This window comes from Novosphingobium sp. MBES04, from assembly GCF_000813185.1.
GTDB lineage: Bacteria > Pseudomonadota > Alphaproteobacteria > Sphingomonadales > Sphingomonadaceae > Novosphingobium > Novosphingobium decolorationis.
This window is the reverse complement of sequence record NZ_DF850489.1, coordinates 794,052-809,283: the sequence shown is the minus strand read 5'-3', so window position 1 is coordinate 809,283 and position 15,232 is coordinate 794,052. Positions and strand designations below refer to the sequence as shown.

The following is a 15,232-nucleotide window of genomic DNA, read 5'->3' as shown; positions in this document are numbered from 1 at the left end:
GCGAGCGGAAACGATTGCACTAGCACTTTGGGTGGAGATTGGGGCCGCAGGGGGCCGAGGACCTTTGCCCTGCGCGCAAAGATGCCGCGTGCGGACGCTTGACCCGAACGCACCCGCCCCCCAAGGACAAGGCCGATACAAGGAGAGCCACCCATGTCTGCAAACGCCCCTATCCGTCCGCGCCGCAGTGCCCTCTACCTGCCGGCCTCGAACGCCAGGGCCATTGCCAAGGCGCGCACCCTGCCCTGCGACGTGGTCGTGCTCGACCTTGAGGACGCTGTTGCGCCCGAAGCCAAGGCGGATGCCCGCAAGGCCGCGCTTGCCGCGCTGGAAGAAGGCGGGTTCGGCGCGCGCGAAGTTGCCGTGCGCGTGAACGGGATCGATACCGAGTGGGGTGTGGACGATCTTGCTGCGCTTGCCGGATCAAAAGCCAATGCGGTGCTCGTGCCCAAGATCTCCACCCCGCTTGACATCGGTCGCTACGAGGAAGCGCTCGAGACCGCGCCTGAGGCGATGCAGCTGTGGGCGATGATCGAGACCAGCGGCGCGGTTCTCAACCTGGAGCCCCTCGCGGCCATGGCCGCGACCACGCGCCTCTCGCTCTGGATCATGGGCACCAATGACCTTGCCAAGGAAATGCGCGCCCGCCTGACGCCCGAGCGCACGCCGTTCCTGCCTTTCATGGCGCAGGCGGTGGCGGCCGCACGGCTCCACGGCCTCACCATTCTCGACGGGGTGTGCAACGAGTTCCGCGACCTCGACGTATTCGAGGCCGAGGCACGTCAGGGCCTGGACTTCGGCTTCGACGGCAAGAGCCTGATCCACCCCGCCCAGGTAGAGCCCTGCAACACCGTGTTCAGCCCGAGCATCGAGGAACTGGCCTGGGCCGAAGCGGTGATCGCAACGTTCGACCTTCCCGAAAACGCGGGCAAGGGTGCCATCCGCGTCGAAGGCAAGATGACCGAGCTGCTCCACCTCGAACAGGCCCGCCAGCTTCTGGCTGTCGCGCAGCAGATCGCCGCGATGGGCTGATCGCGGGCCGGTCGCAGCGTATCCAGAGACGCCGCGACCGGCTTTATCTCAATATCTCAAGGTTCGTCGTGCGCCGGGACGGCGCCGATCGCGCCGGGCTCGTTCGCAACGACCTTCAGAACCGCGGTCCACGCCTCGACATTCTGCTGGAGCGCCGCCGGATCGACCTTGTCGAGCGTGTCGTCGGGGGTGTGGTGCAGGTCGAAGTAGTGCGTGCCATCCTGGCCAAGATCAACCACGGCCAGTTCCTGCTCGGCGATGATCGGACCGATGTCGGTCCCGCCATGCGCGGCGCCCTCGTGTGGGACGATACCCAGCGGCAGGACGGCACCGTTGACCTTGGCGGCAAGATCGCTGTTGGCCGCCGCAAAGCGGGTCTTGACCTGCCAGACACGGTCGGCGCCAAAATCGCTTTCCATGGCGAGCGCATGGGGCTCGCTTGCGTGCAGCTTCATGTAGTGATCGCCGCCACTGTAGTAGATGCCCTGCTCTTCGTCCCCCGCCCACAGCACGCGGATCGTGCGCAGCGCCTGACCGCCATCCTGCGCGGCGAGCGCGGCCGCCGCCACGATCCCGCAACCCGAGGCATCGTCGATGGCCCCGGTACCCAGGTCCCAGGAATCCAGGTGGCAGCCCACAAGGATCATCGGCAGGCTGGGATCGCGCCCCGGCAGATCCGCAATCACGTTGCCCGAGGTTGCCTTTTCCTGCGGCCTGCCTTCAAGACGCAAGGCGATCTCCATCGGCTTGCCGCCACCTGCGATACGCGCGATCAGGTCGGCATCAGGGTTCGACACCGCGCCCGCCGGGATCGGGCTCGCCTTGCCAAAGGCCGTCACGCCCGTATGCGGATTGCGGTGGCTGTCGGTGCCGGCCGAACGGATGACGATGGCAAGAGCCCCGCGCTCGGACGCCATCGCAGGCCCGGCCCGGCGCACGTTGCCATAAGGTCCGTAGCCCGAACCGTCCTGCGCACGGCGCATGGCGTGGTCGACAAAGGCGATCTTGCCCTTGAGCGACCCTTTGGAGGCTGCCTCCAGCGCCTCGAGCGTCGGGAAATAGACCAGCGGCGCGGTCAGGCCGCCCTCGGGCGTGGGCACCGAGAAGCCCAGCGCGGTGATGGCCAGGGGCTGGCGATAGGGCGCGGTCAGGCGCGCCTCTTCAGGCCCGCGCTGCCAGGTCGTGGTCGCAAATTCCTCGATCCGCACGTTCTGGAAGCCCAGCGCCTCTAGCTTGGCCTTGCCCCAGTCGCGGGCGCGATCCTCGGCTTCGGAGCCTGCCATGCGCGGGCCGACCTCGGTGGTCAGTCCCTCGGTGATTTCCCAGGCGACCCCTTCGCCCTCGACGGGCTTGGCGGTGGCGGGCGCGGCGCAAAGGGCTAGGGCGGTGAGCACCGCGCCGAGCGCGGTTGAAGGAATCTTGCGTGTCATCGCACGAAGGTATCGTGGCGATAGGCGCCTGCCAAGCAACGAAACGCCCCGGCGCGCAAGCTGTCCGCATCCATGCCTTGCCGAACCCTTCCGACGCATCGGGCCGCTTGCAGGCTGGGGACGGGCTCTGTAAGGGCCAAAGCCAAGTATCCCATCAACACAGCTTCCGAGGACCGCATGGCCGCGCAATACGCCTTCGTCATGAAGGACATGACCAAGACCTTCCCGGGCGCACCCAAGCCGGTGCTCTCCAACATCAACCTGCAGTTCTACCAGGGCGCCAAGATCGGCATCGTCGGCCCGAACGGCGCAGGCAAGTCGACCCTCATGAAGATCATGGGCGGTATCGACACCGATTTCTCGGGCGAGGCCTGGGCGGGTGAGAACATCACCGTGGGCTACCTCCCGCAGGAACCCCAGCTCGACGAGAGCAAGACCGTGCTGGAAAACGTCAAGGACGGCGCGCGCGAAGTGGCCGACATGGTCGACCGCTTCAACGCGATTTCGGCGGAGATGGGGGATCCCCAGGACGACACCGACTTCGACGCGCTCATGGAGGAAATGGGCACGCTGCAGGACAAGATCGATGCCGTCGATGGCTGGACGCTCGACAACCAGCTCGAAGTGGCGATGGAAGCCCTGCGCTGCCCGCCCAGCGACTGGGACGTGAAGAGCCTGTCGGGCGGTGAGAAGCGCCGCATCGCGCTGACCCGCCTGCTGATCCAGAAGCCCGACATCCTGCTGCTCGACGAACCGACCAACCACCTCGATGCCGAAAGCGTCAACTGGCTGGAAAATCACCTCGCCGAGTACCACGGCGCCGTGCTGATGATCACCCACGACCGCTACTTCCTCGACAACGTGGTGGGCTGGATCCTCGAGCTCGACCGCGGAAAGTACTTCCCGTACGAAGGCAACTACTCGACCTACCTCGAGAAGAAGGCCAAGCGCCTCGAGCAGGAAGACCGCGAGGCGACGGGCCGCCAGAAGGCGCTCAAGGACGAGCTCGAGTGGATCCGCGCCGGCGTCAAGGGACGCCAGACCAAGTCCAAGGCCCGTATCCGCAAGTTCGAGGAACTGCAGAACGCGCAGGACCAGCGCACCCCCGGCAAGGCCCAGATCGTCATCCAGGTGCCCGAGCGTCTTGGCGGCAAGGTCATCGAGGCCAAGGGCATCTCCAAGGCGTTTGGCGACAAGCTCCTGTTCGAGGACCTCTCGTTCATCCTGCCGCCCGGCGGCATCGTCGGTGTCATCGGCCCCAACGGTGCGGGTAAGTCGACCCTCTTCAAGATGCTCACCGGCCAGGAAAAGCCCGACACCGGCGAGATCGAGATCGGCCAGACCGTGCACCTGGGCTACGTCGACCAGAATCGCGACCACCTCGATGGCAAGAACAACGTCTGGGAGGAAATCTCCGACGGCCTCGACTATATGAAGGTCAACGGCCACGACGTCTCGACGCGTGCCTATGTCGGTGCCTTCAACTTCAAGGGCCAGGACCAGCAGAAGAACGTCGGCAAGCTCTCGGGCGGTGAACGCAACCGCGTCCACCTGGCCAAGATGCTCAAGGAGGGTGGCAACGTCCTCCTGCTCGACGAACCGACCAACGACCTCGACGTCGAAACCCTCGGCGCGCTCGAAGAGGCGATCGAGAACTTCGCCGGTTGCGCCGTGGTCATCTCGCACGACCGCTTCTTCCTCGACCGCCTGGCCACCCACATCCTCGCTTTCGAGGGCAACAGCCACGTCGAATGGTTCGAAGGCAACTTCGAGGCCTATGAAGAGGACAAGCGCCGTCGCCTCGGCGATGCGGCCGACCGTCCGACCGCGCTGGCCTACAAGAAGCTGACGCGCTGACGCGTCCTTCCTGAAGGATCGAGACGGCCCGCCCGAAACGGCGGGCCGTTTTCGTATCTGACGGCCCTAATCAGAATATTCATAAAAATGCCGACATACATGAACAAACAACCGTAACCCAGTTCAGCTTCGGGCAAGTCACCGCCGGGTAGAACCGGATCAACGCTGAAAACGATTGGAAAAGGCTCTCACCCCACCCCCCGCGCAATGGTCACGGAACGATTGGCTGCGAGAGCAGAAGAGGTATCGCACAATGTCCAGAACACTTCTGAAGGCCGGAGCCTGGGGAGCCATGCTCCTTGCCACGACCGGAATGGTCCTTCCCGACATCGCCATGGCGCAGGAACGCGGGCGTCACGAGCGCGCGAACCGCGGCGATCGCGGTGATCGCGGCGGCCAGCGCCAGGCGCGTCCACAACGCGAGGCAAGCCCGCAACGCCAGGCACGGCCCAGCCGCCCGGCGCAGACCCGCGACAACCGCGGTGAAGCGCGCGTCGAACGTCGCCAGGAGCGTGGCGAGCGCAATTACAGCCGCCGCGAGGCGGGCAGTCTGCGAGGCCTTGATCGCGGCCCCAACAGCCGCCCCGAACCCACGGCTCGGCCGGATACCGGCCCCGACCGCCGCTATGACCGCCGGGACCAGCGCCAGGACAACCGGTACGACCGTCGCAACGACCGTCGCGAAGATCGCTATGAACGGCGCGATGACCGCCGTGGAGATCGCTACGAACGTCGCGACGACCGCCGTGACTATCGCTCCGACCGCCGGGCCGAACGGCGCTGGGACCGTAACGAGTGGCGCCGCAACAATCGCTACAACTGGCGCAGCTATCGGGCCCAGAACCGCTCGCACTACCGTCTGGGACGTTACTACGCCCCTTACCGCGGCTATGCCTACCGCCGCCTGAGCATCGGTTTTTCGCTGGGCACAATGTTCTACGGCAGCCGTTACTGGATCAACGACCCCTGGGCCTACCGTCTGCCCTCCGTCTACGGCCCGTATCGCTGGGTCCGTTATTATGACGACGTACTTCTGGTGAACACCTATACGGGCGAAGTTGTCGACGTGATATACGACTTCTTCTGGTAGCACCTTCGCTCATCGTTCGCGATCAGCCCCCTTGCTTCCCGGCAAGGGGGCTTTTTCGTATCCGGGACAATCCCGAGATTGATCCGCCGCGGCGAACCTGCGAGCATGGTCCGATGGACGCAGAGCGACTTCTGGATCGAGAGATCCTCGCCCGCATCGGCACCCGGGTGCGCAACCGGCTCGACGCCGCACCCGCCGTACGCCGCCTCCCCGACGACCGCGCTGAAATCTACACGCTCGACAATTTCCTCGACGCGGACTGCTGCCGCCACCTGATCGACCTGATCGATGCCGAAGCGCAGCCCTCCGCCCTTGTCGACGATTCCGACAACACGCAGATCCGCACGAGCTGTTCCAGCGACATAGACCCCGAGGATTCGGTCGTACGCCGCCTCGACGCGCGCCTGTGTGCCCTCACGGGCCTTTCGGGTCAGCGCAGCGAGGCCGCGCAGGGGCAGCGCTATGAGAGCGGCCAGTTCTTCGCCGAACATTGCGACTGGTTCGACACCAGCGCCGAATACTGGCAGCGCGAGAAGAACTGCGGAGGCCAACGCAGCTGGACCGCGATGATCTACCTCAACGCCGTCGATGAAGGGGGAGCCACCGAGTTCACCCGCCTTTCCCTGCGCATTCGTCCCAAGCTGGGCGGCCTTCTCCTCTGGAACAACGCCTTGCCTGACGGGCGCCCCAATCCCTATACTCTCCACGCCGCCCGGCCGGTCGTGCGGGGCACCAAGTACATCGTCACGAAATGGTTTCGCTCCCACACCTGGCAATAGACCGCACGGGCCCACCTCCCACACTCCGAAAGCGGCGGGGGCTGCTTGCGATGTTCGGCGGCCTTGCCGCCCTGGGTGTGATAGCCGCCACGGTCGCTGTGCCCTGCGCAGCGGCGCGCAGCTCCCAGCCGCCCTGTCCGGCGATAACCGAGGCAGAGCAGACTGAAGGCCTGCTGGCGGCACGCGCCCTGCGCACGCTTTTCGCGGACGAGGAGGCGCGCGAGGCGGCCCTCGATCCACTTTCCGCGCTCTATCGCGGTGAAGTCCCTGACAGCGCCGATCTCGCGCGTATCTACACCGATGCGCTGCAACGCGAACGGCTCGCATCCGCCCGGCACAGCCTTGCCTTGCTCGCAGCTATAGACCGATGCACGCTGACGGACGACCTGCGCCTTTCCCAGGCCCTCTTCCAGGAGCGGATGGTCGAGCAAGTCGCGGCGCTACAGCCCGAAATGCGCAGCCTCGAAGGGGCATTCCCGTTCCACCATTTTGCGGGGCTCCAGCTTGATTTCCCCTCACTCATCGCGCCCGGAGGGGCCTTTTCCTACGAGGACGAAGGGGATTACCGGGAGGTCCTGCTCCTCTACGCCGCCTTCCCCACGATCATCGACACCGCCATCGCACGCTTCCGCGAGGGCGCCCAGAACGGTGCGGTCCTGCCCCGTCTGACGGTGCAGCACATGATCACGCAGATCGATGCCCTGCTGGATGGGCCCGATCCCGAGGAACGCTTCCTCTCCCCCATCGAGGATCTTCCGCCCTCGCTTCCACAGGGCGTGGAGGCCGACCTCGTGCGCAGCTTCACGACATCCGCGCACACGGAAATCGTGCCCGCCTACCGTCGCCTTCGCGCCTTCCTGGCCGAGGACTACTTTCCTGCCGCACGCCCTTCGATCGGCCTTTCCGACATGCCGGGCGGCGCAGCTCTGTACCGGGCGCTGATCGCGCGCGAGACCACGCTTTCACTCGACCCCGACGAGATCCACGCGCTTGGCACCCGCGAGGTCGCGCAGATCGAGGCGCAGATGACCAGGGTTGCCCGCGATCTGGGTAGCCACGTCCCCCTGCCCGAGTTCTTTGAGAACATCCGCAGCGACCCGCGCTTTCATCCCCGTTCATCCGAAGACCTCCCCGAGCGCTTTGGCAAGGTGGCCGCCAGGGTCGACATGGCACTCCCCCGGTTCTTTCGCGTGCGCCCCGAAAGCCCGCTCCTGGTGCAGGCCTACCCGCCCGACCGCGCCCGCTACGAAGCGGGAGGATCCTACGTGGAAGGTGCGGGCAGCCTCCCGGCCACCTTCTTCTACAGCACCTATGACCTTGAACATCGCTTCGTCTCGGGTGTGACGACACTCTACCTGCACGAGGCCGTGCCCGGCCATCACCTGCAGATCAGCCTCGCGCGCGAGAATTCCGCCCTGCCCGCCTTCCAGCGCAATTCGCAGACCTCTGCATTCGTGGAAGGCTGGGCGCTTTACGCCGAGACGCTGGGCTACGACATGGGCCTTTACGACGACCCGCTCCAGCACTGGGGAACGCTCGACGATGAGATGCTGCGCGCGATGCGTCTCGTCGTCGACACCGGCATACACGCACGTCATTGGTCACGCGCGCAGGCGATCGACTACATGCTCACTCATTCCGGAATGGGTCGCAGCGATGCCGAGGCCGAAGTCGACAGGTACATCGCGATGCCCGCGCAGGCGCTATCCTACAAGATCGGCGCGCTCACCATCCAGAAGCTGCGCCGGGACGCCGAACAGCGCCTCGGCTCGCGCTTCGATATTCGCAACTTCCACGAGGCGGTTCTCGGCTCGGGCGCGTTGCCGCTCGGCCTCCTGCAGGAGAAGGTCGAGGGTTGGGTTGCCGCGCAAGAGGGATCTCCCCTTGCGCGGCATGCCCGCTAGCTTGGGTTTGTGCGGCCTCAGGCCAGCGCTTCGGCAATCAGCTTGCGCGTCTCGGGGACACCGTAGAGCGCGATGAAGCTGCCCATGCGCGGCCCCTGGCTGGAGCCGAGCAGCGTCTCGTACTGCGCCTTGAACCAGTCGCGCAGGCTTTCAAAGCCGTACTGCTCGTCCTTGCCGATCTCGTAGACGATGTTCTGCAGCTCCTCGGCCGAGGCGTTGGCCTCGACCTTGGCCAGCTGCGCATCGAGCTCGGCAAGCGCGGCCACTTCCCCGCCCTCGGGCTTGCGGCGCTGGAGGGTCGGCGCGATGTAGTCGCGGTTGTAGGCGAGCGCGCAGCTCACCATCGCGTCGAGCGCGGGATGCTCGGCCGGATCGGCGCTCTCCACGTAGTTGGCGAGGTAGGACCAGACCTGCTCACGCGTGGCGTTGGCGCCAAGCACACCGACAAGGTTCAGGAGCAGCGCGAAGGTCACCGGCGGTGCGGGAACGTCGTTCTGGTCCTGGCCGTTGGCGCGCAGCAGATGCCACACCGGGTTGCCCAGCTGCTTGTCGAGCGCCTGCTTGGGCAGGTTGCCATAGAACTGCCAGTACTCGTCAACGGCCTTCGGGATCACGTCGATGTGCAGCTGCTTGGCGCTCTTGGGCTCGCGGAACAGGTAGAAGCCGAGCGATTCCTCGGTGCCGTAAGTCAGCCACTGCTCGATGGTGAGACCATTGCCCTTGGACTTGGAGATCTTCTCGCCGTTCTCGTCGAGGAACAGTTCGTAGATCAGCCCTTCGGGACGGCGAGCCCCGAGGATCTTGGCGATCTTGCCCGACTGCGTGACCGAATCGGTCAGATCCTTGCCGCACATCTCGTAATCGACACCCAGGTCCACCCAGCGCATGGCCCAGTCGACCTTCCACTGCAGCTTGGCCTGGCCGCCGAACACGCTCTGCTCGACAGTCGTGCCATCCTCGTCGGTGAAACGGATCATGCCCGTCGCCGGATCGAGGACCTCGACCGGAACCTGCAGGACCACGCCCGTCGTCGGAGATACCGGCAGCACCGGCGAATAGGTCTTGCGACGCTCCTCGCGTAGGGTGGGCAGCATCACGCCCATGATGGCATCGTAGTTGCTCAGAATGCTGCTCAGGGCATTGTCGAAGCGACCCGAATTGTACCGATCGCTGGCCGAAACGAACTCGTAGTCGAACCCGAAGCGATCGAGAAATTCACGCAGCATCGCGTTGTTATGATGCGCAAAACTCTCGAACTTACCGAACGGATCGGGGATCCGGCTGAGCGGCTTGCCAAGGTTCGCAGCCAGAAGTTCAGCCTGGGGAATGTTGTCCGGCACCTTGCGCAGGCCGTCCATGTCATCCGAGAACGCAACCAGCCGGGTCACGCCGTCCTCGGGCTTCGCGCCGACCAGCGCCTCGTAGGCCCGGCGCACCAGCGTGGTGCGCAGGACTTCCTGGAACGTCCCGATATGCGGCAGCCCCGAAGGGCCATATCCCGTCTCGAACAGGATAGGCTCTGGAGAACCGTCTGCTGCGCTCTTGCCATTGGGATAGCGCTTGAGCAGTTTCTGGGCCTCCTGGAAGGGCCAGGCCTTGGACACACGGGCGGCTTCGATCAGGGCATTTTCAGTCATGCGCGCGCTCATCTGCGATTGCGCGCGATTTCGCAAGCGCCTTCGGCACTCCGTGTGCGCGCAAACCGGAAGAGGAACCCCCGGCGGTCCTCGTCAGTTAGGTGCCAAACGCACCAGAAGGACGGAAAAATCTTCGTGAACTATATCGAGACCCTGACCAAGGAGCTGGAAGGCATGGCCATGGGCTTCTTCCAGCTCTTGCCCTCATTCGCCATTGCCCTTGGCGTCGTCGTACTTACCTGGATCATGGTGGGCGTGTTCGTGCGCATCGTGGGGCGGGTCACCAAGCGTGCAGGCCTGCGCACCGATCTGCAGCAGCTTTTCGAGACGGTGACCAAGCTTGCAGTCTGGATCCTGGGCATCCTGATCGCGCTCACCGTCGCGATCCCCAGCTTCACCCCGGCAGGCGCCGTTGCAGGTCTGGGTGTCGGTGCCCTCGCCATCGGCTTTGCCTTCCAGGACATCTTCGAGAACTTCCTCGCTGGCGTTCTCATCATGCTGCGCGAAAAGATGAACATCGGCGATTCGATCTCGTGCAACGGCATCATGGGCTCGGTCGAGCGCATCACCCTGCGTGAAACCTACATCCGCCAGTTCTCGGGCGAACTGACCGTCGTTCCCAACTCGATGCTGTTCAAGAACGCGGTCGAGATCTTCAATGACCAGGCCGTGCGCCGCGAGCAGGTCGTCGTCGGCGTGTCCTACGACACCGACCTCGAAACCGCCGAAGCGACCATCCGCAAGGCTGTGGAAGGCATTGCCGAAGTCGACAAGGACAAGGGCGTGCTCGTTTTCGCGCAGGAATTCGGCGCAAGCTCGGTCGACTTCCTGGTGCTGTGGTGGAGCAACACCGGCGAGCAGGACAAGCGCCTGACCAAGAGCCACGTGATCATGGCGATCAAGAAGGCGCTCGACGACGCCGAGATCGAGATCCCCTTCCCCTACGTCACGCACACCTTCAAGGAAGCGCTTCCAGTCGAGAAGACGCCGCTGGCCGCCAACGAATCCTGACAGTTCGAATTGCGCCCGTTCAGGCCGGATTTCTCTGGCGACCTGAACCGTGCGCGATAATCCGCAGACTGGCCGGCATGGAGGGAATTCATGCCGGCCTTTCGCATTCTGCACCTTTTGCCCGGCGCCCTGGCGCTGGCACTCTTGGCTGCGGCTCCGGCCAGCGCCGCTGACGAACATCTTTTCGCCACCGGGATCACGCTCCTCGATCCCAGGCAAAAAGCGGCCCCGCGCACACGCTATGCCACTCTGGTCATCGCGGACGATACGATCGTCTACGCAGGGCCTTCCGGCTTGCTCCCGCCTTCTGACGGCGCGCGCGATATCGATGGCACGCGCCTCGAAAGCACCGCGCATGCCGACCGTGAGCGAGCCCTGCGCAACCTCATGGCTGGAATGGAGGCGCAAGGCACGCCGCTCGATCCTGCCGCGCTCAGGATGTGATTATGCCTGAGCTTGCGCGCGGCCACTGAGGTGCGGATAGATGCGCGCCGCGCATTCCCTTCCGTTTCACCTGCGCTTAAGACCTGAGCCATGTCCGCGCCCCGACACCCTGCTCTTCACGCCAGCCACAGCGGCTGCTGGCTGCACGACGGACAGGGAAGCGCGCGCGCCCTTTCCAAGGGGCAGGCCGTCACCGCGGTCGCCGATGCTCCGCACCTGATCCTCAATGCCCCGCTGCTCGCCACGCGGCTTGGCTATCCCGATCTTGCCGGGCTCGACCTGCTCGAACTCTACGCCTTCGTGCACCCGGCCCGCTTTGTCGTGCCCACGCCCAAGGGTCTCGCCGATGCGCTGGGCCTGCCGCGGCCCGACGCTGACAGCGAAGTGCCCGAACTTCTCCAGCGCGCCGCGATGCGCCTCCTGGAAACCTGCGAACAGCCCGACTGGGCCGAGCGCGAGGGGGCCTGGACCTCACTGCAATCGCTGGTGAAGATGCGCTGGCCCTGGGCCAAACTTCTCGCCCCGCGCCTCGCCAAGCCGCAGAAGGCCGAGCGCTGGATCTTCACGCGCCTGCCGGAGTGGGAGGAATCGCCCGAGCCGCCCCAGCCGCGCCAGCTCAACATCCCCGATGGCGCCGTTCTCGACCGCCTCGCCCACCTCACCGGACAAGGCGCCGAGGAGCGCGCGGGCCAGAAGGCCTTCGCGGTCGAGGCCGCCCACGCCTTTGCGCCGCGCACCCGCGCTGGCCTTCCCCATGTCGTTCTGGCCCAGGCGGGTACAGGCGTCGGCAAGACGCTGGGTTACCTCTCGCCTGCGTCGGTCTGGAGCGAGGCCAGCGGCGGCACGGTCTGGGTCTCGACCTACACCAAGGCGCTGCAGCGCCAGCTGCGCAAGGAAAGCCGCCGCGCCTGGCCCGAGACGCGGCCCGACGGCTCGCAGCCGGTCGTCGTGCGCAAGGGGCGCGAGAATTACCTGTGCCTCCTGAACCTTGAAGATGCCCTCCAAGGCGGCTTCGCCGGACGGGCCGCCATCCTCGCCCACCTGGTGGGGCGCTGGGCTGCCTACACGCAGGACGGCGACATGATCGGCGGGGATCTGCCCGGCTGGCTCGGCACCCTGTTCCACAAGCGCGGCATCGCGGCATTGACCGACCAGCGCGGCGAATGCGTCTATGCAGGCTGCCCGCACTACCGCAAATGCTTCATCGAGCGCGCCACTCGCGCCAGCGTCAACGCGGACCTTGTCATTGGAAACCACGCGCTGGTGATGATCAACGCGGCGCGTGGCCGCGATGTCGCCTCGCGCCCGACCCGCATCGTCTTCGACGAAGGCCATCACGTCTTCGACGCGGCCGATTCGACCTTCGCTGCCGAGCTTTCGGGCACCGAGATGATCGAGCTGCGGCGCTGGGTCATCGGGCCGGAAAAGAAGTCGCGCGGACGCCGCCGTGGCCTCGCGGCCCGGCTCGCCGATGTCGCCAGTTACGACGACGAAGGCGACAAGGCGATCCTGACCGCACTTTCCGCCGCCGAAGCCCTGCCCTCCGACGGTTGGCTGCAGCGCATCAACGACGGCGAGCCCTCCGGCCCCCTGGAAGAACTGCTCGCGGCCGTTCGCGCCACCGTCTACGCGCGCGATGAGAGCGGCGGGCAGGAAGCCGGCTATGGCCTCGAGACCGAAGCGGCCGGGCTCGAAGGGCCCTTCGTCGAGGCATCGCAGGCCGCGCGCCTTGCCCTTTCGGAGCTGCGCCGTCCGCTGATCCAGCTCGCCCTTCGCCTCGAGGCTCTGCTCGAGGACGGGCCGGACTGGCTTGACGGCCAGGGCCGCGCACGTATCGAGGGCGCACGCCATTCGCTGACCTGGCGCATCGACCTGCTGGTCGCCTGGGAGAACCTGCTCGAACGCCTCGGCGGTCCGGCCGACCCCGAATATGTCGACTGGCTCGCCCTTGCCCGTTCCGAGGCGCGCGAATTCGACATCGGCATCCACCGCCACTGGCTCGATCCGATGAAGCCTTTCGCCAAGGTTGTGCTCGAACCTGCGCACGGGGTCATCATGACGTCTGCCACCTTGCGCGACGGTGACAGCTGGGATCGCGCCATCGCGCGCTCGGGCGCGCCGCATATCGAGGTAAGCCCGCGCCTTTCGCTCAGCCCCAGCCCGTTCGACTATGCCGCGCAGGCCGAAGTCCTGATCGTGCGCGATGTCCCGCGCGGCGACATTGCTGCGCTCGCCGCCGCCTACGGCCGCCTGATTGAGGCTTCGGGCGGGGGCGTCCTTGGCCTGTTCACCGCGATCCGCCGCCTTCGTGCCGTTCATGGACGTATCGCGGACCGGCTCGCGCGGGGTGGCCTTCCGGTCTACGCCCAGCACGTCGATCCCATCGACACGGGCACGCTGGTCGATATCTTTCGCGATGATCCGGGCGCCTCGCTGCTCGGCACGGACGCGCTGCGCGACGGCGTGGACGTTCCCGGCCACTCGCTTCGCACCGTCATCATGGAGCAGGTCCCCTGGCCCCGGCCCACGATCCTGCACCGCGCGCGGCGTATGGCAGGCGGCGGCTCGGCGTACGACGACAGCATCATCCGGGCCCGCCTCGCGCAGGCATTCGGGCGGCTTATCCGCAGCAAGGAGGATCGCGGGCACTTCATCGTGCTGTCCTCGGCCTTTCCCTCACGCCTGCTCGACGCCTTCCCCGAAGGCACCCCCATCTCGCGAATTTCGCTCGACGAGGCTTTACAGCGCGTCGCCGGTCATGCTTCAGGGAATCTGATCGCGACCCCGGCCGACCGGACTGATCGCGGATGATGAACCGGCACCACGCCCGCCTGGCGCGCAGGCAGATGTTTTAGGAAGCGGCAGAGCCCATGAAGACCCTTGGAATTTTTCGCCACGCCAAGTCGGACTGGAACGATGCGCGCCTCCGCGACTTCGACCGCCCCCTGACGCGCGCGGCCGCAAGGGCGCGGCAATCATGGGCCTGCACATCCGCGACCATGCCCAGAACTGGAGCCGCATTCTCGCCTCGCCCGCCGTCCGCGTCACCCAGACGCTCGACCTTGCCAGCGAAGCCGCCGGCGCGGCCCCGTCGATCACCTGGGACCGGCGCATCTACCTCGCCAGTTCCGCCACGCTCATCGACGTACTGCGGGAACAGGACGGCGACCCCGCCTCGATCATGATGGTTGGCCACAATCCCGGCCTCGAAGACCTCATCTTCGATCTCGTGCCCGACGATGGAAACAGCCCGCTGCGCGACATCGTCGAGGAGAAGCTGCCGACCGCCGCGTTCGCCGTGCTCCAGCTCGACATCGACAGCTGGGACAAGGTCGACATGGGGTGCGCCAGCCTCGTGCACCTGCAGCGCCCCCGCGACCTTGATCCGGACCTGGGTCCGAACGCCAACTTCTAGGCGGCAGATCCGGAAGCGCGCAGGGACCGACGTCCTTGAATCCCGTCGGCTCCTGGCATCAAGTCATCAGACAGCTTTTTTCTGACGACCGACACATCGGCGAGTGTTTCTCTGCTTTTGGACACGCCCCTCGGCTTATTGGACAACAGCGGCTCGATCACGCGTCACTCAAAGTCAGTCAGGTCATATCGGCTCATGCGTCCCTGAATTAGAATCTGAGCGGGATTGGAAGGTTTATGGCCGTGGAGGCGGGTCATATAGCGATCCCTCGCCCCACGTGGGTGGAAGGTCGAGATTGGCCCGATCGCACCAAGTAAGGCGTCCGGCCTTATACGCATCACTCTCGATAAGTTCGGTATGGACGGTGCGCATGGCCAACATGAGGGCTTGGAGCCCATCCAGACCGCACGCATACCTGCGGACCTCTCGTTTCGGCCATCCTATGACATAACGGCAGTGAAACTCGCCTCCAGGCGCCTTCGATGGCGTAAAAAAGCAGACGACCAATTCGCCGCCATCAAGCTCGAACTTGCGCTCCACGAATGGCACTTCAGTCATCTGCCCTCCTTCATCGCGAGTAGGTCTGACATAGGGCTGAGAAGGCGGCAACTCTTATGGGTTTACGGCCTAGCA

At 65.5% G+C, this 15,232-nt stretch carries 11 protein-coding genes and 1 pseudogene; 9 read left to right on the top strand and 3 right to left on the bottom strand.

Features of this window, described 5'->3' with window-relative positions; genetic code table 11:
• Positions 1-153 precede the first annotated feature (153 nt).
• The gene (locus tag MBENS4_RS17480) at positions 154-1,032 is read left to right on the top strand and encodes an HpcH/HpaI aldolase/citrate lyase family protein (protein ID WP_039393218.1); all 879 of its coding nucleotides are present in this window, start codon (positions 154-156) and stop codon (positions 1,030-1,032) included.
• A 56-nt stretch (positions 1,033-1,088) separates the two neighbouring features.
• On the opposite strand, the gene MBENS4_RS17475 is transcribed toward MBENS4_RS17480, so the two are convergent.
• Complete coding sequence (locus MBENS4_RS17475) at positions 1,089-2,462, bottom strand: M28 family peptidase (protein WP_039393216.1); 1,374 nt, start codon at positions 2,460-2,462, stop codon at positions 1,089-1,091.
• Between the two features lie 177 nt (positions 2,463-2,639).
• Between MBENS4_RS17475 and ettA the strand changes: the two genes are divergently transcribed.
• The 4 genes from ettA (at position 2,640) to MBENS4_RS17455 (ending at position 8,092) form a co-directional block, all read left to right on the top strand.
• Positions 2,640-4,319 (top strand): energy-dependent translational throttle protein EttA, encoded by a 1,680-nt coding sequence (ettA, locus tag MBENS4_RS17470; RefSeq protein ID WP_039393215.1) that lies wholly within the window; start codon positions 2,640-2,642, stop codon positions 4,317-4,319.
• A 253-nt stretch (positions 4,320-4,572) separates the two neighbouring features.
• The gene (locus MBENS4_RS24895; RefSeq protein WP_084592223.1) at positions 4,573-5,409 is read left to right on the top strand and encodes an RcnB family protein; all 837 of its coding nucleotides are present in this window, start codon (positions 4,573-4,575) and stop codon (positions 5,407-5,409) included.
• Positions 5,410-5,522: 113 nt separating this feature from the next.
• Complete coding sequence (locus MBENS4_RS17460; protein ID WP_052322492.1) at positions 5,523-6,188, top strand: 2OG-Fe(II) oxygenase; 666 nt, start codon at positions 5,523-5,525, stop codon at positions 6,186-6,188.
• 50 nt (positions 6,189-6,238) lie between these two features.
• Entirely contained in the window at positions 6,239-8,092 is a 1,854-nt protein-coding gene (locus MBENS4_RS17455; RefSeq protein ID WP_039393213.1) for a DUF885 domain-containing protein, read from the top strand.
• Between the two features lie 17 nt (positions 8,093-8,109).
• On the opposite strand, the gene MBENS4_RS17450 is transcribed toward MBENS4_RS17455, so the two are convergent.
• A complete protein-coding gene (locus MBENS4_RS17450) occupies positions 8,110-9,729 on the bottom strand; it encodes a lysine--tRNA ligase (protein ID WP_039395312.1) in 1,620 nt (539 codons plus the stop codon).
• A gap of 135 nt (positions 9,730-9,864) precedes the next feature.
• On the opposite strand from MBENS4_RS17450, the gene MBENS4_RS17445 reads away from it, so the two are divergent.
• The 4 genes and pseudogenes from MBENS4_RS17445 to MBENS4_RS17430 all read left to right on the top strand — a co-directional run bounded on the left by MBENS4_RS17445 (position 9,865) and on the right by MBENS4_RS17430 (position 14,599).
• Positions 9,865-10,740 (top strand): mechanosensitive ion channel family protein, encoded by an 876-nt coding sequence (locus MBENS4_RS17445; RefSeq protein WP_039393210.1) that lies wholly within the window; start codon positions 9,865-9,867, stop codon positions 10,738-10,740.
• A 90-nt stretch (positions 10,741-10,830) separates the two neighbouring features.
• Complete coding sequence (locus MBENS4_RS17440) at positions 10,831-11,184, top strand: hypothetical protein (RefSeq protein WP_039393207.1); 354 nt, start codon at positions 10,831-10,833, stop codon at positions 11,182-11,184.
• A 90-nt stretch (positions 11,185-11,274) separates the two neighbouring features.
• Positions 11,275-13,995 (top strand): ATP-dependent DNA helicase, encoded by a 2,721-nt coding sequence (locus tag MBENS4_RS17435; RefSeq protein ID WP_052322491.1) that lies wholly within the window; start codon positions 11,275-11,277, stop codon positions 13,993-13,995.
• A 59-nt stretch (positions 13,996-14,054) separates the two neighbouring features.
• A pseudogene (locus MBENS4_RS17430) lies at positions 14,055-14,599 on the top strand (SixA phosphatase family protein).
• Positions 14,600-14,833: 234 nt separating this feature from the next.
• On the opposite strand, the gene MBENS4_RS27635 reads toward MBENS4_RS17430, so the two are convergent.
• Positions 14,834-15,157, bottom strand: coding sequence for a DUF6968 family protein (locus MBENS4_RS27635; RefSeq protein ID WP_445321521.1), 324 nt, complete (start codon positions 15,155-15,157; stop codon positions 14,834-14,836).
• Positions 15,158-15,232: the final 75 nt, after the last annotated feature.